Source organism: Ruegeria sp. AI2, assembly GCF_056541275.1.
Window position 1 is genome coordinate 327,095 of the sequence record NZ_JBQFYB010000001.1, and the last position, 20,000, is coordinate 347,094.

At 56.5% G+C, this 20,000-nt stretch carries 19 protein-coding genes; 15 read left to right on the top strand and 4 right to left on the bottom strand.

Annotated elements, in window-relative coordinates:
- Window positions 1-4: 4 nt before the first annotated feature.
- Window positions 5-1,303, bottom strand: a complete 1,299-nt coding sequence (locus ACR0LL_RS01640) for a nucleotide disphospho-sugar-binding domain-containing protein (protein WP_480583324.1) — start codon at window positions 1,301-1,303, stop codon at window positions 5-7.
- Window positions 1,304-1,307: 4 nt separating this feature from the next.
- Window positions 1,308-2,411 carry a GntR family transcriptional regulator gene (locus ACR0LL_RS01645; protein WP_480583327.1) on the bottom strand — a complete coding sequence of 368 codons (1,104 nt, stop codon included), beginning with the start codon at window positions 2,409-2,411 and terminating at the stop codon, window positions 1,308-1,310.
- On the opposite strand from ACR0LL_RS01645, the gene ACR0LL_RS01650 reads away from it, so the two are divergent.
- From ACR0LL_RS01650 to ACR0LL_RS01720, 15 genes are all read left to right on the top strand, one after another.
- Window positions 2,410-3,480: a polyamine ABC transporter substrate-binding protein gene (locus tag ACR0LL_RS01650; RefSeq protein ID WP_480583330.1), complete on the top strand. Its 1,071-nt coding sequence runs from the start codon at window positions 2,410-2,412 to the stop codon at window positions 3,478-3,480. The genes ACR0LL_RS01645 and ACR0LL_RS01650 overlap by 2 nt on opposite strands.
- A 78-nt stretch (window positions 3,481-3,558) precedes the next feature.
- Window positions 3,559-4,413, top strand: coding sequence for an ABC transporter permease (locus tag ACR0LL_RS01655; RefSeq protein ID WP_480583333.1), 855 nt, complete (start codon window positions 3,559-3,561; stop codon window positions 4,411-4,413).
- Window positions 4,413-5,195 carry an ABC transporter permease gene (locus ACR0LL_RS01660; RefSeq protein WP_480583336.1) on the top strand — a complete coding sequence of 261 codons (783 nt, stop codon included), beginning with the start codon at window positions 4,413-4,415 and terminating at the stop codon, window positions 5,193-5,195. The genes ACR0LL_RS01655 and ACR0LL_RS01660 overlap by 1 nt, the downstream gene beginning before the upstream one ends.
- The gene (locus tag ACR0LL_RS01665; RefSeq protein ID WP_480583339.1) at window positions 5,192-6,253 is read left to right on the top strand and encodes an ABC transporter ATP-binding protein; all 1,062 of its coding nucleotides are present in this window, start codon (window positions 5,192-5,194) and stop codon (window positions 6,251-6,253) included. Before ACR0LL_RS01660 ends, ACR0LL_RS01665 begins: the two co-directional genes overlap by 4 nt.
- Before the next feature lie 24 nt (window positions 6,254-6,277).
- Window positions 6,278-7,564 (top strand): nucleotide disphospho-sugar-binding domain-containing protein, encoded by a 1,287-nt coding sequence (locus ACR0LL_RS01670; RefSeq protein ID WP_480583342.1) that lies wholly within the window; start codon window positions 6,278-6,280, stop codon window positions 7,562-7,564.
- Window positions 7,561-7,926 carry a cupin domain-containing protein gene (locus tag ACR0LL_RS01675; protein ID WP_480583345.1) on the top strand — a complete coding sequence of 122 codons (366 nt, stop codon included), beginning with the start codon at window positions 7,561-7,563 and terminating at the stop codon, window positions 7,924-7,926. The genes ACR0LL_RS01670 and ACR0LL_RS01675 overlap by 4 nt, the downstream gene beginning before the upstream one ends.
- Entirely contained in the window at window positions 7,923-8,267 is a 345-nt protein-coding gene (locus tag ACR0LL_RS01680; RefSeq protein ID WP_480583347.1) for a cupin domain-containing protein, read from the top strand. Before ACR0LL_RS01675 ends, ACR0LL_RS01680 begins: the two co-directional genes overlap by 4 nt.
- A gap of 34 nt (window positions 8,268-8,301) precedes the next feature.
- The gene (locus tag ACR0LL_RS01685; RefSeq protein WP_480583350.1) at window positions 8,302-9,819 is read left to right on the top strand and encodes an aldehyde dehydrogenase family protein; all 1,518 of its coding nucleotides are present in this window, start codon (window positions 8,302-8,304) and stop codon (window positions 9,817-9,819) included.
- Between the two features lie 121 nt (window positions 9,820-9,940).
- Window positions 9,941-10,648 (top strand): IS6 family transposase, encoded by a 708-nt coding sequence (locus ACR0LL_RS01690; RefSeq protein ID WP_480583353.1) that lies wholly within the window; start codon window positions 9,941-9,943, stop codon window positions 10,646-10,648.
- A 313-nt stretch (window positions 10,649-10,961) separates the two neighbouring features.
- Window positions 10,962-11,432 (top strand): Rrf2 family transcriptional regulator, encoded by a 471-nt coding sequence (locus ACR0LL_RS01695; protein WP_480583355.1) that lies wholly within the window; start codon window positions 10,962-10,964, stop codon window positions 11,430-11,432.
- Entirely contained in the window at window positions 11,429-12,094 is a 666-nt protein-coding gene (locus tag ACR0LL_RS01700) for a Crp/Fnr family transcriptional regulator (protein WP_480583358.1), read from the top strand. Before ACR0LL_RS01695 ends, ACR0LL_RS01700 begins: the two co-directional genes overlap by 4 nt.
- Window positions 12,095-12,244: 150 nt before the next feature.
- Window positions 12,245-12,865 (top strand): hypothetical protein, encoded by a 621-nt coding sequence (locus ACR0LL_RS01705; protein ID WP_480583360.1) that lies wholly within the window; start codon window positions 12,245-12,247, stop codon window positions 12,863-12,865.
- Window positions 12,866-12,957: 92 nt separating this feature from the next.
- Entirely contained in the window at window positions 12,958-13,842 is an 885-nt protein-coding gene (locus ACR0LL_RS01710) for an MBL fold metallo-hydrolase (protein WP_480585234.1), read from the top strand.
- Window positions 13,843-13,857: 15 nt separating this feature from the next.
- Window positions 13,858-15,540 (top strand): bifunctional protein tyrosine phosphatase family protein/NAD(P)/FAD-dependent oxidoreductase, encoded by a 1,683-nt coding sequence (locus ACR0LL_RS01715; protein ID WP_480583363.1) that lies wholly within the window; start codon window positions 13,858-13,860, stop codon window positions 15,538-15,540.
- Between the two features lie 136 nt (window positions 15,541-15,676).
- Entirely contained in the window at window positions 15,677-17,413 is a 1,737-nt protein-coding gene (locus tag ACR0LL_RS01720; protein ID WP_480583366.1) for a SulP family inorganic anion transporter, read from the top strand.
- Window positions 17,414-17,474: 61 nt separating this feature from the next.
- Here ACR0LL_RS01720 and ACR0LL_RS01725 read toward each other — a convergent pair whose 3' ends face one another.
- On the bottom strand, window positions 17,475-18,953 hold the full coding sequence (locus ACR0LL_RS01725) for an aldehyde dehydrogenase (RefSeq protein ID WP_480583368.1): 1,479 nt from the start codon (window positions 18,951-18,953) through the stop codon (window positions 17,475-17,477).
- Between the two features lie 9 nt (window positions 18,954-18,962).
- Entirely contained in the window at window positions 18,963-19,997 is a 1,035-nt protein-coding gene (locus ACR0LL_RS01730) for an LLM class flavin-dependent oxidoreductase (protein ID WP_480557417.1), read from the bottom strand.
- Window positions 19,998-20,000: the final 3 nt, after the last annotated feature.

Here is a 20,000-nt window from a genome sequence, read left to right on the forward strand (position 1 = left end):
TAACCTAGATTCGGTTAGGATTTACACACTCCAGAATTTTCTGAGCAGCTAACTGAACCGACTTTTTCAACTGCATGATCTCTGAGTTCGCAGCCAGCCGGGCCTTCATCTCCGCGTCTCCAAGGAGTTGGTTAATCGAATTATCCAACTGCTCCGGTGTCCAATCCCATCGATTTACTCTGAGTCCTACACTGGTCTCAACTGCCCGCTGGGCGTTATCGTGTCCGTCCCAGCAATAGGGAAGGATCAGCGACGGGACCCCGAAATACAGCGCTTCGCAAAAGCTGTTGTTGCCGCCGTGGTGAATAAACAGATCGCATTGTTCAACCACGGAAGGCTGCGGGAACCATTCCTGCAGATGAACATTGTCTGGGACTCTGGAATAGGCATCGATTTGGGCGCCGACATTGACCAGAAACCTCATGTCCATTGTCTTGAATACGTCGAACAGGCCCTCGAAGAATGGGACATCCATGGCACCCAGACTGCCAAAACTCACGTACACCAGAGGCCCGTCGTTGCGGGGCATTTGAGGTACACGGTAAGGACCTTCCTGGCGAACGCAGCCTTCGAGAAAGGTGAATTGGCCAGAGTCCAGCACCTGATCACGATCATGGCGAATGATAGATGGCGCTAAAAGAAGGTTTTGATGCGGTGATGTTTCTAGGAACTCACCTTCAGGCAATAGCTCAAGCCCCTTATCTTGGCGAAATTTGTTGTAGCGAGCATGAATTGGGCCAAGGGTCTCCAGGTACTGGTCTCGGAATGCCGCACACCCGGCAGCGTCAGATGCCGGCAGACCGGACAGGTACGGCGGTAGGCAGTTGTCTGGCAACTCGGTTTCCGCGCAAGAAATAACCCTGACCCATGGGCACTCGGATCGTACGATGGCCGGGAACATGATGACGTTGTCGAGGACGACGACATCTGGGTTGATCCGCTCTAGCGCCGTTTCCAACCCCTGTTCGACCGATTCCGCTGTCTCGACGATTGCGTTCCAAACGGGCTCTACATAGGTGGTCAGTTGGTCAGTTGGATGCATGTTAAAATGCGGCAGATGATGGCTCAGGAATTCCTGCCAGTAGGTCTGGGTTTCCTCTTCTGTCAACTCTGACTGAACAGGGACGGCGAACTCGTCAAAACCGTAATCCGCGAATACGCCACCAAAGCCACCGTGGGTGACGAAAACGGGGTGTGCACCCATTGCGCGAAGTTCCTGAGCGATCCCCACACAATTCAGTGCAGCCCCAAAACTAGCTTCGGGGAAAAACGCGATTACGGGTGCTTCCTTGCGGTTCATCATTTACTCACCGGATTGACCCGCGGGTTGCTTGGACTAGCGCCGGAGCGCCACGATTGGCGACGCTGGGCCTTTGGTGCATTGAAAGCCGCAAGTGCACCCTCATCTGATCCGCCGCAAGATCGAAATGATCCTGTTCGATGAAATCAAGTATACGCAGATGTTCATCAAGCGCCTGCCTCATCCGAAAGTCGATCATACCGAATGATCCGCCTGGCAGGTGGCGCAACCCATGATGGGCCATGAGAGCAGAAGCTAGATACTGGTTTCCGGACGATCGAGCGATGAGCTTGTGAAAGGAAAGATCCGCGTCTTGGAAATCCTGGCTATTGAAAGAGTTTTCCGCCTGCGCCAGAAGCGCTTCGGTCTGGCTCCGGACCAGATCGGCGCGCTTGGTGTCCAACTTGAAACCGTCGGACAGAATGGCCTGCGGTTCCAGTATCAGACGAAATTCGTAGCTCTCTATTCGTCCGGAGCGGTCTCCCGGCATGCGCGTGAAAACCCAGGATTGACCTTCGGCTTTCTGAATCACGCCTTGGGCCAGGAGGGCTTCGAGCGCACGCTGTGCAGCGCTGCGGGAAACCGAATATCTGCGGATCAGGTCTGTGACATTGATGGCACCGTCCAGGCGTCGGGCGCCGCGATCTCGTAGGATGGCACCAGCGAGATCCACACCTGCTCCGACCGCATGCTGGTTTAGTATCGAATGCCCCTTTTCGGGTTCGCATTCTAGGACATACCCGCCTTCTGCCGCTTTGCGTGCCATCCCCTCCTTTTCCAGCAGCCTCAATGCGGATCTAACCGGAGTGCGAGAGACGCTGCACGAATCAGCAAGGGTTTTTTCCACCAGTCTGTCGCCCTGATGCAAATCGAGATCCATCGCAACATCCAGTATTTTTTGAGCAAGTTTCAAGTATTTGCTTGGTGGCATAAGAAGACGGCTTTCGTCATACCCAGTTAATATACAATAAAAACGGTATCTTAAATGGCTTCTCCGGGCCATACATAAATGATTCAAAAAGTTGTTGAGTTTTATTTCATCAAAAAATACCGTGATTGCATCATATATCTCGCCCCAGAAGCGAGCGCGGATGTCAAGGGAGGAAGACATGACCAACAAGTTCACCAATTCGTTCCGTTTGCCATTTGCTTGGCTCACCGCCGGGGCGGCCTGCGCACTCAGCGTATTCGCCGGAGCGGCTCAAGCAGAAAAAATCGTGATCTCGAACTGGGACGGCTACATGCCGCCGGACCTGCTGGAGAATTTCACCAAGGAAACCGGTATCGAGGCCGAGCTCTCGGTGCATGGCACTAACGAAGAAATCATGGGCAAGGTCGTAGCCGGTGGAGGCAAGGGCTACGACGTTCTTTTTGTCTCGTCGCCTTTTGCCGAGGCGTTAAACAACCTGGGGCTGGTGGCTGCAATCGACCACGACAAGGTTCCGAATGCCTCTAACCTGTATGACGAAGCTAAAGAACTAGCCCATGATCCGGGCAACAACTATTCAATGCCATACGCTTGGGGCACGACGGGCTTATGCTACCGGTCAGACTTGATGGCAGAGCCAACTTCGTGGAACGATCTGCTCAAACCCTCTGACGACCTTAAGGGCAAAGTGACAATGCTTTCGACTGATCGTTGGCTGATGGGGGCTGCCGCGCTGGCCCTCGGAAAGTCGCTGAACGATACGTCGGATGAGACGTTGGCGGCTGCAAAGGACCTGCTGGTTGGGGCGAAGCAGGATCTGCTGGCCTACGACGACGCAACTTTTTATCTGAAGTTGGTATCGGGCGAGGCAACGATGGTTCACGCCTGGGATGGCTGGTGCAACTACGGCATCGGTGAAAACGCGGACATCAAGTACACGATACCATCAGAAGGATCGGATCTGTGGGTAGATGCGCTAGTCATCGCGGATGCATCTGAAAACAAAGATGCGGCGCATGCCTTTGTGAACTATGTCTTGGGCGCGGACGTCGGTGTCTGGGTTGCCAGCAATATCCTTTACAAAACGCCGAACAGGGCTGCGATGGAGGCGCTGGACCCGTCCTTGATCGAAACCTTCCCGAACATGGGAATGTCGCCTGCAGACCTTACCAAGTACGAGCAATTGCGCGATCTCGGCAATGGCCAGAAACCCTTTGCACGGACCGTGACCGAAATCATGGCCGCACAGTAAGTGATCAAACCCTGAGCAAAACCCGACCCGAACAAAGGGTCGGGCCTGTACGACATCACTCCACAGATTGCCAAGTATATGACCAATCGACTGAAATCGGTGATCTTGCTGGGGCCGGGCCTGGGCTGGCTTGCACTTCTTATGGTGGTGCCGTGTGGCCTTATTTTTACCTATGCGTTCTTTGAACGCGGTATCTATGGCGGCATCGACCACGTCTTTACGTTTGAAAATTTTGTGCGGGCCGCCGATCCTCTTTACCTCGGGATCTTCTTACGCTCGGCCAAGATCGCATTTCTGGCCACGATAATCGCGATCCTGATCGCCTATCCGGCGGCCTATGCCATCACGCTGGCGCCGCGCCGTTGGCAGACCGGCTTGCTGATCTTGGTGCTCCTGCCGTTCTGGTCCAACTACCTAATCCGCACTTACGCCTGGATCGTGATGCTGAACCGCGAGGGGTTGGTCAACAATACCCTGCAGGGGGCAGGCTTGATCGATGAGCCGCTGTCTCTGCTTTATAACAATTTCGCGGTGATCGTTGGGCTTGTCTATAACTACACCCCCTTTGTGGTTCTGGCGATCTATTCATCGCTAAACCGGATAAATGTCGAAACCATAGAAGCCTCGGAAGATCTTGGAGCGCCCGCTTGGACCACTTTCTGCCGGGTGATACTGCCACAGACCGTTCCCGGTGTCGCGGCAGGTGGTGTTTTTGTGTTTGTGCTGTCGATCGGCAATTTCATTACGCCCGATTTGCTTGGTGGCGGGCGACTTCAGATGGTTGGAAACCTGATCTATGACCAGTTCCTGAGCGCCCGCGACTGGCCATTCGGAGCAACGCTTTCGATGTTCCTGATTGCGATTATGATGGGGCTTTTGTTCGCACAGGCGGTATTGGCCAATCGCGCAGCGGGACAGAGAGGGCAGGACTGATGCGGGACCGATCCAACATGGGCCTGAAGCTGCACCTGGTTTTGTTTTACACCTTTCTCTATGTGCCGATCCTTGTGCTCATGGCGCTAAGCTTTAATCGGGCCGGACTTCCAACTGTATGGACCGGGTTTTCGTTGGAATGGTACGGCAAGTTGTTTACCGCGGATCCAATACTGTCGGCGGCGCGCAACACGCTCATCGTGGCCTTAATCTCGACCGTTCTGGCGACAATAATAGGCACGCTTTTGGCGGTCGGTGTCGAGACACGGCGTAATTCTTCAGTTCTAGACGCGGTTCTGTTCGCACCGATGATCATCCCCGACATAGTTCTGGCCATCGCGCTCTTGTCCTTTTTCACCCTACTCAACATGACGCTGGGGCTTCATTCGATCATCCTCAGCCATGTCGTATTTAACATAGCCTTTGTTGTCGCCGTGGTGCGTACGCGGATGCGCAATTTCGACCATTCGATACTTGAGGCCAGTGCCGACCTTGGGGCCAGCGAATTAACCACCTTTCGCCGCATCCTGCTGCCCGCCATCGCGCCGGGGGTTATCGCCGGGGCGTTGTTGTCTTTCACCCTGTCTGTGGACGAATTCATTATTGCCTTCTTTACCGCCGGTGCTGGGCAATCCTCGACCACGTTGCCGATGCAGATTTACGCAATGATCCGATTTGGCGTCACACCGGAAATCAATGCGATGGCTACCATCGTCATGTTCGTTTCGTTCACGCTGGTCTTCTTCGCGCAGCGTGCCGACAAAGAGGTTTTCAGCCGATGAGCCAAGGGGTTCAACTCAGGAAAATAACCAAGCGATACGGGTTGGTTACTGCGATCGACAACGTTTCACTGGATATTCGCGACAACGAGTTCTTTGCACTTCTGGGCCCATCAGGCTGCGGCAAGACCACACTGTTGCGAACGCTGGCGGGATTCGAAACACCACAGGAAGGACAGGTAATCGTTGCCGGGCAGGACGTGACAAACATACGTCCCAGCAGGCGGCCCCTGAACCTGATGTTCCAATCCTATGCCTTGTTTCCGCACATGAGCGTCGAAAAAAACATCGCCTATGGGTTAGAAATGGAGAAATTGCCTAAGGACGAAATTGCCACGAGAGTGGCCGAGGTTCTGGAAAGTGCGAAACTTTCGGGATTTGCCGGGCGCAAGCCGGATCAGCTTTCTGGTGGACAGCGACAGCGGGTTGCTTTGGCGCGCGCGCTGGTCAAAAGGCCAAAAGTCCTGTTGCTGGATGAGCCCCTTTCAGCTCTGGACAAGAAACTACGAGAAGAGATGCAGCTGGAGCTCAAACGGTTGCAGCACGAGGTGGGGATTACATTTCTTATTGTGACCCATGATCAGGAAGAGGCCCTCGTCATGGCCGACCGGATCGCGGTCTTGCATGATGGCAAGCTGGCGCAGGTCGGTACTCCTCACGAGCTCTACGAACACCCCGGATCGCGCTTTGTTGCAGATTTTATCGGCGTGATGAACTTTCTGGATGGTAACGCGGTCGACGGCGGTGTCGATGTCGAAGGGGCGGGAGTGCTGAGGGGCGTTTCCGAGCTGCGCGGTGCTGCCACTATTGCTGTGCGCCCGGAACGGGTCAGCCTGATGCAGACCGCCCCTCAAGATGGGCGCAATTGCCTTCCCGGCACTGTCGAGGAAGTCGCCTATCACGGATCAGACCTGGGTGTGCATGTGCGCGTTCGCGGTGGGAGGAGCACCCTTTCCGCCCGCGTTCCTGCCAGCCAAGCCGACCGTGAAAATATCCAGCCGGGTCAGGATGTCCACTGCGTATGGGACGCGAAACATTCCCGCATCCTTCCCAACTGCTAAGCCAAATCTAACCGGAGACCTACAATGTCACAGAAAACCATCGCCTTCTTCCCCGAAGCTGCCTTTGGCCCTGCGCTGAATTCGGTTGGCATCGCGCAGGCCTGCGAGAAACTGGGCCATAAGGCTGTATTTCTAAGCGATCCCGGCTTTGTCGAGGTATATGAAGGTTATGGGTTTGAGGCGCATCCTGTTGCCCTGTCCGAGCCGATGGAACCCGAGGCGATGGCAAAGTTCTGGGAGGATTTCATCAACGGTCATATCCCAAATTTTCGCAAAGCCCCGATTGACCAGATCGATAACTACGTCAAGGATTGTTGGGAGGCGATTGTCGACAGCGCAAAATGGGCGCAAAAAGATCTGCCCGACGTATTGGCAAAAATCAAACCAGATATGATCTGCGTGGATAATGTCATTATGTTTCCAGCCATCAAGCAGTTCGGCGTACCGTGGGTGCGGATCATCTCATGTTCCGAAAATGAAATCCCTGACCCGATTGTGCCGCCACACTTATCGGGCTGCCGGGTGGATGACCGCGAGGGCATGGAGGCCTATGAGGCAAAGTTCCACGAGGTGATCAAGCCGATCCACGACGACTACAATGCGTTCCTGGCCAGATGCAACGAAGACGCCTATCCGATTGGAGAGTTTTTCGAAGCGTCGCCCACAATGAACTTTCTGCTTTATCCCGAGCCGGCAAAGTACGAACGGCAGAACCCACTGGACCCAAACCGGTTTCAGTATCTTGAAGGTTGCGTGCGCGAAGAAGAACCCTTTGAGGTGCCAACGTTTAAGTCGAACAATGACAAACCACTTCTCTATGTATCTTTCGGGTCGCTTGGCGCAGGCGACACCGACCTGCTAAAGAGGATCATTTCGACCATTTCTAGGTTGCCCTACCGGGCGCTCGTAAATGTCGGGGATTACATTGACGAATACACAGACATTCCCGACAACGTGCACATACAGAGTTGGTATCCCCAGCCTTCGGTAATTCCGCAGGTTGACGCGGTGATACATCATGGCGGTAACAACTCGTTCACAGAGTGCCTTTATTTCGGCAAAGCTGCAATCATTATGCCCTATGTCTGGGACGGCCACGATAACGCCACCCGTGTTCAGGAAACCGGCCACGGGTTCGGGTTTCACCGATACGACTGGACCGATGATGAATTGGCTATTGCCCTTGACAAATGTATCAACGATCCAGGAATGCAGGCGAAGATGGCGGCAACCTCTGCTCACATGCAGTCACGGCATGGCCCGACCAAGGCAGCTGGCATTCTCGACGAAATCCTGAAAGCCGCGGAATGAGCAGCGCCCCGCATCTTTCGGAAATCTCGACCCGCACCGACCTCACGGACTGGGGGCTACAACCGGACATGATTGAAGGCCAGTCGCATTCATCGGGTATGCTGGTTCACAAGGGTCCTGACAACCGGCCGGAGATCGGCGCATGGGTCTGTACTCCAGGCCGCTGGCGCCTAACGATACCCCGTGACGAGTTCTGTTATTTTGTGCAGGGCCGCGCGGTCTATCGGTCGGAGGAAGGCGAGACCATCGAGGTCACGCCCGGAACGGCCGTACTATTCCCCGCCGGTTGGTTAGGGGAATGCACAGTCGAGGAAACACTGCGCAACACCTACTACTTAACGGATCGCGAACCTGAATCATGACCACGCCACGTATGCAAAACCCGCTCCAGCAGAGTGACCTTGTCGATTGGGGGGTAATCCCGACGATGATTGAAGGGGAATCCCGCACCTCGGGAAAGCTGATCCACAAGGGGCCTGACGGCCAGTCCGAATGCGGCCTTTGGGTCTGCACTCCCGGTAAGTGGGAATGCCACGTCACTAAGGACGAGTTCTGCCACTTTCTGGAAGGCCGCTGTACTTATGTCCATGAAAGCGGCGAGGTAATTGAGATTGCGTCCGATACGGTGGCCTTTTTTCCGCAGGACTGGAAAGGCGTTTGCACTGTCCACGAGACGGTTAAGAAAGTTTACATGATCCGCTAACGGCGCAATGCCTGTCAAACAAGGGGGCTGCCCAATGCGTGACCCGTTCAAATCTACCTACTACCTCAACCCCAAGCATGTGCCATTGGAGGGTGGTGGGACCACTCTGGTCAACCCGTCTACCTTGCAGCCCGTCGGGGTTTTTGGTGAGCCGTCGCCGCAGATCGTGAACCAGGTCCTGGACCGGGTCAATGCGGCGCAAAGGAGGTGGTCTGCGATGGACTGCAAATCTCGCGCGCGGGTATTGCACCAGATCGCCAACGACATCGAAAGCGGCGACATGACTGAGATCGCCCGCTTGATGACATTGGAAACGGGCAAACCTTACCCTGAATCGATCGGCGAGATTGCGAACATCCCGCCGATTTTCCGCTACTATGCCGAGATGGCGCGCAATGACGCGGGCAAGATCGCCGGCACGATGCAAACTGGATCTTTTCAGTATCAGACATACGAGCCCTACGGCGTGTCCGTGCATGTGGTTCCGTACAATTTCCCCCTCATTCTTGGCTGCTGGTCGATGGCCGCATCACTTGCGGCAGGTAACGGTGTAGTGTTGAAATCTTCACCCGCTGGAACTTTGTGCACGATGGCGTTCATGGAGTTTTTTCGGGCGTTACCCCAAGACCTGATTGCTTGCCTGCCGGGTGGTGCAGACGTGGGCAAACAGCTGATTGCCAGCCCCAAAACCCATGTGGTCGCTTTTACAGGGTCCGTGCCGACAGGTCGTGCAGTCGCAGTGGCCGCAGCGGAGAACCTGAAACCTGCAGTGATCGAGGCTGGGGGAAGCGATCCACTGATCGTCAGTAAACACGCCGACATCTCGGTCGCTGCTGCCGGGGCGGTTACCGCTGCATTTTTGCAGTCGGGCCAGGTTTGCACATCGTCTGAACGGATTTTTGTAGTGGATGACGTGTACGACGATTTTGTCGATGAGTTCGTGACCCGAACCCGGAAACTGCGCATCGGCGACGGAATGGGGGTGGCGGAAATCGGACCTTTGGCCTCCAAGGAGGCACGCGACAAGGTCGAGCGTCTGGTGCGCGATGCAACTGAGAAAGGCGCGGTGGTTGAGGTAGGAGGCGGTACCCCGGATCACGCCGGGCCGGGTTGGTTTTTCGAACCAACGATCCTGACCGGCGTGACGACGGACATGGCGCTAACTCAGGAAGAGGTTTTTGGGCCAGTCGCCTCGGTCATTCGGGTGAGCGACTTTGACCAAGCGCTTGAACTGGCAAACGCGTCACAGTTCGGTCTTGGCGGATGCCTGTTTACCGGCGACTTGGAGGAGGCATTTCAAGGGGTGAACAAGCTACAGGTGGGGATGGTCTGGGTCAACAACCCGCTCGTGGACAACGATGCCTTGCCTTTTGGCGGCGTCAAGAATTCTGGGCTTGGGCGCACACTAGGCCTTCAAGGCCTCGAGGCTTTCAGACGACCCAAGATGGTCGTGATTGATCCAAAGGCGAAGGAGGCGGACTGGTGGTATCCATATCCCGACGACTGGTTCTATTCAGATGACGTACAGGGCGGGAGAAAGCACACCGGCTAGGGTGATCGGTGCGACCTGATCGACTCTACAACTGAAGATGAGCTAACGGCAGGATTGTCCGCAAGGTCTTGTCAGAAGAACTTGTCTTGAGGCGGGCAGGGGTGTTGCGTAGCTTTTGCCCATGACCAAACCTGCCTCCTTCAAGTACTTCAAATCCAGCCCCGAGATCATCCACTTTGCGGTGATGCTGTACATCCGATTCCCGCTCTCGCTTCGGAATCTCGAAGACTTGTTGCACGAGCGAGGCATCGACGTGAGTCACGAAACTGTCCGGTATTGGTGGAACAGGTTTGGCCCAATGTTTGCTGCTGAATTCCGAAGAAAGCGTGTTCAGCAGCTGCGCGCATTCTCGAATTGGAAGTGGCACGTGGACGAGGTTTTTGTGAAGGTGAATGGCAAACGCCACTATCTATGGCGTGCGGTCGATCACGAAGGCGAGGTACTGGAAGCCGTTGTTACCAAACGCCGAAACAAAGCCGCAGCGCTGAAATTCCTAAAGAAATTGATGAAGCGATACGGTAAAGCGGAAACCGTCGTCACGGATCGCTTCGCCTCATACAGAGCCGCGCTCAGAGAGCTTGGCGCGCTCGAAAAACAACAGACGGGCAGGTGGGTCAACAATCGCGTCGAGAATTCGCACCTGCCGTTTCGACGACGCGAACGCGCGATGCAACGTTTCAGGCGCATGCGAAGTTTGCAGAAGTTCGCCGCCGTCCATTCCTCCGTATACAACCACTTCAATCAGGAAAGATCGCCGACCCGCAGAGATACATTCAAGCTAACACGCGACGCCGCTCTCGCAGAGTGGCGTCAACTTTGTTCTGGATAGGTTCGCGGTTTCCGCGGCACACTGAGACCGGTTCGAATTCGTCTGACAGCACCGCCACTCATACCGTCTTTGTTCAGCGGTTTTTGCAGAGAATTGAACTGCCGTTCCGGTCAGATGCCGACAGCTTCCCGAGCAAAGATGACGCGATGCACGCGGGGTCCCAGTCATCCACTCAGTCCACGTGAAGTTCGGGTATGTTGGCCTGACTTCACCTTCAGCAAAACACATGGTCAGTGAAAACACATGGTCAGTGAAAACAAACAGAAATTGCAAATAAGTTATATTGCGCCTAGAGCTTTTGCCGGAGGCACGCATGAAACTGACATCCTATTCCAACTATGCGCTGCGATCTTTGCAGCTGGCAGCGCTCAAGGCTCCGGACCGCATTCGCGTTGACGATGTCGTGCGGGTGCACGGTCTTGCCCGGCCGCATATCGTAAAAATCGTGCACGAGTTGGGTCGGGCCGGGTATCTGGAAACAGCACGCGGCAGAGGCGGTGGTTTCCGGTTGGCTAAACCCGCGGAACAGATAAAGATCGGCGATGTAATTCGACTGACCGAAGGGCCCCTGGATGTGGTCGAATGCTTTAACCCTGAAAAAAACACCTGCCCTCTGATCGGTATATGTAAATTGTCCCAAGCGATCCAAAAAGCGACCGGGGCATTCATGGCTGTGCTTGATGATCTGACGCTGGCTGACATTGCCTCAAACAGAAACGAGTTGTTAAACCGTATCGCGCTGATTGAAGAGGGCATCTTGGCACCCATGCGCAACGTAAGATGACAATTTTGGACTGGACTGAGCGATTTCACGGGACAAGTCGCCTTCCGAAAGCTGTGCGTGAAAGGTTGCGTACAGCGGCCCGTATCGTGCGGTGCCCAAAAGGCGCTCAGGTATTTGGCCCTGACAACGTTCCCGACAGCCTATTGTTCTTGTACGAAGGACGAATTCGCGTTTCTCAAAGTTCGGATTCGGGCCGCGAGATCGTGCTCTATCGGGTCGAGGCGGGGGAAAGCTGTGTACTGACGACGGCCTGTATGCTGGCAGAAGAAGCATATAACGCTGAAGGTATTGCCGAAACCGACGTAACGGCGGTGACCTTGCCGAAACATGCCTTCGATCGTCTGGTCTCGGAAGAAGACGCATTTCGCGAGTTTGTATTTGAGGCCTACTCGCGCCGGCTGATTGATCTGTTGCGGGTGGTCGATGACGTGGCATTCGGGCACCTGGATATTCGCCTTGCCGAACGTCTTCTGGTTCTGGCCGGGGGGAGGGAAGACATTCAGGCAACGCATCAGCAACTTGCCAGCGAACTGGGCACCGCGCGTGAAGTTGTCTCGCGGATTCTGCAGGACTTTCAAAAGCGCGAGATGATTACCCAATCGCGGGGGCGCATTACGATAACCGACAAGGCGGCATTGGAACGCTTGGCGCAAAGCACTTGACCATTTCGGGAAATTTTCCGGTTTCGTGACTTTGTCACTGAAGTCAGGATTTCAAAGTTATATCTACTCCTAAACTTTTCATGCCGCCAAGGTGATTGCAGGTCTCACGCGAAGGCCGGATATGGGCTGGCAGAAACGGAGGAGACAAAGATGGATGACCGCAAACACGCCCGGACGTTCGGCGGCATTGCCATTGCGTTGCTTGTTGCTGCTTTGGTCGGCGCGGCTGGCAGCTACATCTTTCTGATGTCCGGGCACGGGCATCGCCAGGGCATGGCCGGTGAACGGGCAGAGCATCGTCACGGTGCAGATGGGCAAGGCCACGACGAGGTCAACATGCCGGGGCTGCGGGGCGAGAACGCGACGCCCGAGGAAAGCGCCGAGCTGGCTGTGATGTTCCGCAATTTCGATACGATCACGCGCGAGGTTGAAAACCTTCCCAATGGTATTCGCACTGTCACACGATCTTCCGACCCGGATGTCATGGATGCTCTGATCTCCCATGTTGCCGGGATGATCGATCGGGTGGGCCGCAAGGATGATCCAATGATCATTATTCAGAGTCCGACCCTCGACGTATTTTTTGACCATGGCGACAAGATCACCTCGGACATCGAAGTGACATCCGAAGGGATCGTAGTGATGCAAACATCCGACGATCCGGAAATAGCCAAAGCCATGCATATCCATGCGGCCGAAGTGAGCGCGATGGCGGATCGCGGCATGGACGCCGTCCACGAAATGATGATGACACGCGGCGGAAACGGGTAACGGATCCGCGCCAGTTAGGAGGCAAGATCATGAATGATCAGAAGTCTATCGAGATACACAACCAAAAGATGGCCGACGCGATAGCGACGCCGATTGACAGCTACCCGGTGGATCTGAGCGTGAAGCCCGATGTCCAGGGTTTTTACGACGAGGCGACCGCGACAATCAGTTATATCGTTGCAGACCCGACCTCGAATGCCTGTGCGATTATCGACAGTGTCATGGACATCGATTATGCCGCTGGCCGCATTACGTTTGGCCATGCCGACATGCTGATTGCCGAGGTTGAAAAGAGGGGGCTCAAGCTGGAATGGATCATTGAGACCCACGCCCATGCCGACCACCTGTCAGCGGTGCCTTACATCCAGCAAAAGCTGGGCGGCAAGATCGGCATCGGTGAAAACATCAAGATCGTGCAAGACGTGTTTGGCAAGATCTTCAATGAAGGCACCGAGTTTCAGCGGGATGGTAGCCAGTTTGACGTCCTGTTCGTCGATGGCATGACCTATAAGATCGGCAACATGACCGCCTTTACCATGCATACACCGGGCCACACACCCGCCTGCATGGTGCATGTTGTCGGGGATGCAGCCTTTGTGGGCGACACGTTGTTCATGCCTGACGGTGGCTCGGCGCGGGCCGATTTCCCCGGTGGCGACGCGGGGACATTATTTGACTCGATCCACAAGGTGCTCAGCCTGCCGGACGAAACCCGGCTGTTCATGTGTCACGATTATGGTCCCAACGGGCGTGACATCCAGTGGGAAACCACGGTGGCCGAGGAGAAGGCCCACAACATTCACGTGGGCGGTGGCAAGACTAGGGACGAGTTCATCAAGATGCGGTCCGAGCGCGACGCGACGCTGGCGATGCCGACGCTGATCGTACCCTCTATTCAGGTCAACATCCGGGCGGGCGGCATTCCAACGGACCAGGATGGGAACCAGATGCTCAAAGTTCCAGTCAACAAGCTCTGAACGCAAGAGGCACCCATGGACATCAGAAAGATATCAGGCTCAGTTTCGGTGTCGCCGCAGGTTACGCCAAATGACATCGAGGCGATAAAAGGCGCGGGCTTTCGTGCCATCATTTGCAACCGCCCCGATGGAGAAGGTGCCGATCAGCCGACATTCGAGGAAATCGAAGTAGCAGCAGAGAAACTGGGTCTCGAGGTACGCTATGTTCCAGTGCAAACCGGGATCGTCAGGGACGAAGACGCCGAGGCCTTTGGCCGCGCGCTGACCGAGTTGCCGGGTCCGGTTCTGGCCTATTGCCGGACCGGCACGCGTTCGGCCACTCTGTGGTCGCTAAACGAGGCGGCGCACAAGCGTCCGGTGTCCGAGATCCTGTCAGCCACCAAGGTCGCCGGTTATGACATGAGCGGCGTTGCCCGCCGCATTGCCAATGGTGGGAAAACGCCGACCGACACGGGCGACGCATCTTTTGATGTGGTTATCGTGGGCGGTGGGGCTGGCGGTATTGCCACTGCGGCCAGCCTGCACGCGCGCAAATCCGACCTGTCGATCGCCATCATTGATCCGTCTGACGTGCATTATTATCAGCCCGGCTGGACGTTGGTGGGCGGGGGCGTCTTCTCGGCAGAACAGACCGCCAAGACGATGGGATCCCTGATTCCGCGCGGTGTTAAGTGGATCAAGGCGGCAGTTGCGGCCTTCGAGCCGCAAAACAACGCCGTCATTCTGGATGGCTGTCGCGTGGTGAAATACGACCGTCTTGTCGTGTCTCCGGGGCTCAAGCTGGATTGGGGCGCGGTCGAAGGGCTGGAAGAAACCTTGGGCCGCAACGGGGTGACCTCGAACTACCGCTATGATCTGGCGCCCTACACCTGGCAGCTTGTCGAAGGGCTTAAGGAAGGCCGGGCGCTGTTCACGCAGCCGCCGATGCCAATCAAATGCGCGGGTGCGCCACAAAAAGCGCTGTACCTGTCGGGTGATGCATGGTTCCGGCGCGGCGTTCTGAAGGATATCGACATCCAGTTCATGAACGCGGGCGGAGTGCTGTTCGGGGTCAAGGACTATGTCCCGGCGCTGATGGAATACGTCACAAAATACGACGCCTCACTGAATTTCTTTCACAATCTGGTGTCGGTAGATGGGGCGGCGAAAAAAGCGACCTTTAAGGTTGCAATGCCGGACGCCGAGCCCGAGTTGGTCACAGTCGAGTTTGACATGATGCATGTCTGCCCACCACAGGTCGCGCCGGACTTTATTCGCGTGTCGCCGCTGGCGGATGCGGGTGGCTGGGTCGATGTTGATCAGGCGACGCTGCGCCACAAGAGCTTTGACAATATCTGGTCGCTGGGCGACGTGATGAACGCGCCCAACGCCAAAACCGCAGCGGCGGCGCGTAAACAGGCACCGACCGTGGCCGATAATATTGTGGCCGATATTCAGGGCCGCGGCCCGGTTGCCGCCTATGACGGCTACGGTTCGTGCCCGTTGACGGTCGAGCGCGGCAAGATCGTGCTGGCCGAGTTCGCCTATGGTGGGGTGATGACGCCCAGTTTCCCGAAATTCCTGATCGACGGAACCAAACCCAGCCGGTTGGCGTGGCTGTTGAAGGAGAAGCTGCTGCCGCCGATCTACTGGTCTGCGATGCTGAAGGGCAAAGAGTGGTTGGCCAAGCCCGAACCATTGAAGGTGGCGACCGATTAACTCCTCTCGAAACTGACACCGGAAGAACCGGCGTAAGTTCTGGCCTGTCCCGCCTTCACCAAAAGTGCGACCGGCCAAGGTATGGCGGTCAGAGCCTCCCGCGCTCTGGCCGCCGCTTTTCTCAGGACGTGAACCCATGCAGAGCCTTTTACGTTTCCTTCCTATTCTTGACTGGGGTCGCCAGTATAGCCGTGCGTCGCTGTCGAATGATCTAATCGCGGCTGTAATCGTCACGATCATGCTGATCCCACAGTCCTTGGCCTATGCCTTGCTGGCAGGGCTGCCGCCCGAGGCCGGGATCTATGCTTCGATATTGCCGATCGTCCTTTATGCGGTTTTTGGCACCAGTCGGGCGTTGGCGGTGGGGCCTGTCGCGGTAGTGTCACTGCTGACAGCCAGCGCCGTGGGGCAGGTGGCCGAGCAGGGCACGGCCGGATACATGGTGGCAGCACTGACGCTGGCTTTCCTGTCAGGTGGGTTTCTGGTGCTGCTGGGCGTTTTTCGACTGGGCTTTCTGGCCAATTTCCTCAGCCATCCTGTCATCGCAGGTTTCATTACCGCATCGGGCATCCTGATCGCGACCAGCCAGTTAAAGCACATTCTGGGTGTCAGCGCCCATGGGCATACCCTGCCAGGGATGCTGGGCTCAATCTTCGAAAACCTCGGGCAAATCAGTTGGCTGACGATAATCATCGGCGTGCTGGCCACTGCGTTCCTGTTCTGGGTGCGCAAGAACCTCAAGCCAGCGTTGCGGCGCATGGGGGTACCGCCCCTGTTGGCTGACGTGCTGACCAAGGCCGGACCAGTTGCCGCCGTGGTGGTGACCACGGTTGTCGTCTGGGGCTTCGGGCTGGATGCGCAGGGCGTCAAGATCGTCGGCGAAGTGCCTCAGAACCTTCCGCCTCTGACTTTGCCGGGGCTGTTCCCGGACCTCATCGGTGCATTGCTGGTGCCAGCGATCCTGATCTCGATCATCGGTTTCGTCGAAAGCATCTCGGTTGCGCAGACGCTGGCTGCCAAGAAACGCCAGCGCGTGGACCCCGATCAGGAGTTGATCGGTCTGGGCGCAGCCAACCTGGGCGCGGCATTTACCGGCGGCTTTCCGGTCACCGGCGGGTTCTCACGCTCGGTCGTGAACTTCGATGCGGGGGCGGAAACCCCGGCGGCAGGCATCTTTACCGCTGGTGGTCTGGCGATCGCCGCACTGTTCCTGACACCGCTGGTGTACTTTTTGCCCAAGGCCACGCTGGCCGCGACGATCATTGTTGCGGTGCTGAGCCTTGTGGACCTGTCGATCCTGAAAAAGACCTGGGGATATTCGCGCGCCGATTTTACAGCCGTGGCCGCCACCATCGTCCTGACTTTGTTGGCCGGGGTCGAAACCGGCGTGGCCAGCGGCGTGGCAATTTCGATCCTTTTGCATCTCTACAAAACCTCGCGCCCACATGTGGCCGAGGTCGGGCTTGTGCCGGGTACGCAACACTTCCGTAACATCAATCGCCACAAGGTCGACACCGAGCCGTCACTGGTGACGCTGCGGGTGGATGAAAGCCTGTATTTCGTGAACGCCCGTTTCCTCGAAGACCTGATTCAGGCGCGTGTGACCGAGGGCTGCGAAATCCGCAACGTGGTTTTGATGTTCTCGGCGGTGAACGAAGTCGACTTTTCGGCCCTCGAAAGCCTTGAGGCCATCAACCACCGCCTGCGTGACATGGGCGTTGGTCTGCACCTGTCCGAAGTCAAAGGCCCTGTCATGGACCGCCTGAAACAGTCGCATTTCCTCGACGACCTCAACGGGCAAATCTTTCTGGCCCAGTACGACGCTTGGCAGCGGTTGACCGCGCCGGAGAGGGTGAGAACGGCGGCAGAGTAACAGGAGCCGCCGCATTCAGATAAGCGCCCCTTGGGTTATGCTGATCGTGGTGCAGATCGCCTCAGCGCATAACAAAGGGGTTCGACATCGGCTTGTCCGATGTATTCAGCCAAACGGTCTTGGTCCGCGTGTAATCGTGAATGGCCTCTATTCCCGCTTCCCTGCCATAACCGGATTGATTGAAGCCGCCAAAGGGCGCGATGGGTGAGACCGCGCGGTAGGTGTTGATCCAGCAGATGCCCGATTTCAGGCGGGATGAAACACGGTGAGCACGGGCGACATTTTCGGTGAAGATACCCGAGCCAAGCCCGAACGGTGTGTCATTGGCCAGTGCGATTGCCTCTTCCTCGGTGTCGAAGGGCAACAATGACATGACGGGGCCGAACATTTCGACTTTCAGGGTCTCTGTCTCGGCACTGGCGCATTCCACCAGCGTTGGGGCCATGAAATGACCTGACCGATCCAGTGGCGCGCCCCCGAAACGAATACGGGCACCCTGTTCCCTGGCCTTGGCCAGTGTCGCCTGAATTCTAACAATCTGGGCATTGGTGCACAGCGGGCCAATATGGGTTTCAGGTTCCAATGGATCGCCGATGACAATGCCCGTCATCTTTTCTTCGATTTTGGCGATAAGAGATTCCATAAGAGGACGATGGATCAACCCGCGCGATCCTGCGACGCAGCTTTGACCCGAAGCGCCGAAATTGCCCGCGATCAGTCCGTTGGCCGCACCATCCAGATTGGCATCATCGAATACTATGATCGGGGATTTTCCACCCAATTCCAAAGTGGTTACGGCAAAGTTCTCAGCCGAGTTGCGCACCACATGACGCGCCGTTTCCGGGCCGCCAGTGAATGCGATCCGGTCTACGTCAGGATGTCGGGTGAGAGGGATCGCACAGTTTTCTGCGTCCCCGGTAATGACGGAAACGACGCCGGGTGGGAATCCCGCTTTGTCGATCAAGCGGGCGAACTCCAGCATTGGGGCGGGCGCAATCTCTGACGCCTTCAGCACAACCGAGCACCCCGCGGCCAGAGCTGGCCCAAGCTTGGTAGCCGTGAGAAACATCTGCGCGTTCCAGGGGACAATTGCGACCACCACGCCAATGGGCTCGCGCCGCGTAAAGACATGCATGTCCGGTTTGTCGATCGGCAGGACCGCGCCTTCGATTTTGTCCGCCAACCCCGCATAGTAGCGGTAGTAATCGCCGACATATGCCGTTTGGGTCGCGGTTTCCGCCAGTAGCTTACCACTGTCCTTCGTCTCGATCTCACCAAGGCGTCCTGCGTTCTGTTCGATCAGTTCTGCAAGCCGGAACAACAGTTTGCCACGTGCAGTTTGCGTCATGCCCCGCCACGCCGGATCATCAAGTGACCGGCGCGCCGCGGAAACGGCGCGCTCTACGTCTTCGGCTGCGGCGCAGGCGAAACTGGCCCATTCCTCGCCCGTTGCCGGATTCAACGAGGCCATCACTTGCCCACGTGCCCCTTCGGTCCAAGCGCCGTCGATAAATAGCTGGTAATGTGGCTTTTGGTGCATTGCGGCCCCTCACTGAAACTTTGGCATTACATCGTCGATGAAACGGGCAAGTGATGCGCGTTTGCGTTCGAAGCTCATGCCGCTGTCGATCCAAAACGAGTATTCATCATATCCAAGGTCTTCATAGCGTTTCAGACGTTCTGTTACCCCGTCCGCCGTGCCGATTGTCAGATCGCGCGCCAGATTTTCGGGTGCCATCATTGCGTTGGCTGCCATTTCTTCTTCGGTTAGCGCCTGAATCAATCCCTGTCGGACTGGTCGCTTGTTTTGGAACCACGCGCCGAAATAGTTGTAAAACCGGGACAAATCCCGCGCAGCCTGATCCAGTTCAGTGTCATCGCGCCCGACATAGGTGTGGTGAAGCAGCATGATCTTGGGGCGCGCTCCGCCGTGATTGGCGCAGGCGGTCTCAAAGCGAGTCATCAGTGTCTCAATTTCTTCGATACCTTGCCACAGCGGGGTGACCTGAATGTTGAACCCGTTCTGAACGCCGAACTCGTGGCTGTTCGGATCCCGCGCGGCAATCCAGATGGGCGGCCCGCCGGGTTGCACTGGCTTTGGGGCCGAACTGGTGGCGGGAAACTGAAAGAACTCTCCGTCATGCGTGCAGTCGCCTTCCCACAATTTGGGCAGCAGAGGAGCGATCTCTCGCATTCGCTGACCGGCGGTCCATGCGTCCAGACCGGGCATAAGCCGCTCGTATTCATAAGAGTAGGCACCGCGCGCTATGCCCAGCTCGATCCGGCCACCGGTCATGATATCCGCTGCGGCTGCTTCGCCCGCCAGTTTGATCGGATGCCAGAACGGCGCGATCACAGTGCCGGTGCCAAGGCGCACGTTTTTGGTATGATGCGCGATATCCACCAGCGACATCAGCGGGTTGGGTGCGATGGTGAAATCCATCCCGTGATGTTCGCCAGTCCAGACCGCACGCATCCCTGCCTGATCAGCCATCTTGCACAGCTCGATGAACTCTTCATACAATTTCTCATGCGGCTCTTCGGGGCCCAGCCGTTCCATATGGGCAAAAAGGGAAAACTCCATTCT

Coding starts and splice junctions, on each gene's coding strand:
- ACR0LL_RS01720 (WP_480583366.1), top strand. CDS start 15,677: ATGCAGAGCCTTTTACGTTTCCTTCCTATTCTTGACTGGGGTCGCCAG.
- ACR0LL_RS01705 (WP_480583360.1), top strand. CDS start 12,245: ATGGATGACCGCAAACACGCCCGGACGTTCGGCGGCATTGCCATTGCG.
- ACR0LL_RS01725 (WP_480583368.1), bottom strand. CDS start 18,953: ATGCACCAAAAGCCACATTACCAGCTATTTATCGACGGCGCTTGGACC.
- ACR0LL_RS01655 (WP_480583333.1), top strand. CDS start 3,559: ATGACCAATCGACTGAAATCGGTGATCTTGCTGGGGCCGGGCCTGGGC.
- ACR0LL_RS01650 (WP_480583330.1), top strand. CDS start 2,410: ATGACCAACAAGTTCACCAATTCGTTCCGTTTGCCATTTGCTTGGCTC.
- ACR0LL_RS01700 (WP_480583358.1), top strand. CDS start 11,429: ATGACAATTTTGGACTGGACTGAGCGATTTCACGGGACAAGTCGCCTT.
- ACR0LL_RS01690 (WP_480583353.1), top strand. CDS start 9,941: ATGACCAAACCTGCCTCCTTCAAGTACTTCAAATCCAGCCCCGAGATC.
- ACR0LL_RS01715 (WP_480583363.1), top strand. CDS start 13,858: ATGGACATCAGAAAGATATCAGGCTCAGTTTCGGTGTCGCCGCAGGTT.
- ACR0LL_RS01640 (WP_480583324.1), bottom strand. CDS start 1,303: ATGATGAACCGCAAGGAAGCACCCGTAATCGCGTTTTTCCCCGAAGCT.
- ACR0LL_RS01660 (WP_480583336.1), top strand. CDS start 4,413: ATGCGGGACCGATCCAACATGGGCCTGAAGCTGCACCTGGTTTTGTTT.
- ACR0LL_RS01680 (WP_480583347.1), top strand. CDS start 7,923: ATGACCACGCCACGTATGCAAAACCCGCTCCAGCAGAGTGACCTTGTC.
- ACR0LL_RS01685 (WP_480583350.1), top strand. CDS start 8,302: ATGCGTGACCCGTTCAAATCTACCTACTACCTCAACCCCAAGCATGTG.
- ACR0LL_RS01645 (WP_480583327.1), bottom strand. CDS start 2,411: ATGTCTTCCTCCCTTGACATCCGCGCTCGCTTCTGGGGCGAGATATAT.
- ACR0LL_RS01675 (WP_480583345.1), top strand. CDS start 7,561: ATGAGCAGCGCCCCGCATCTTTCGGAAATCTCGACCCGCACCGACCTC.
- ACR0LL_RS01730 (WP_480557417.1), bottom strand. CDS start 19,997: ATGGAGTTTTCCCTTTTTGCCCATATGGAACGGCTGGGCCCCGAAGAG.
- ACR0LL_RS01665 (WP_480583339.1), top strand. CDS start 5,192: ATGAGCCAAGGGGTTCAACTCAGGAAAATAACCAAGCGATACGGGTTG.
- ACR0LL_RS01670 (WP_480583342.1), top strand. CDS start 6,278: ATGTCACAGAAAACCATCGCCTTCTTCCCCGAAGCTGCCTTTGGCCCT.
- ACR0LL_RS01695 (WP_480583355.1), top strand. CDS start 10,962: ATGAAACTGACATCCTATTCCAACTATGCGCTGCGATCTTTGCAGCTG.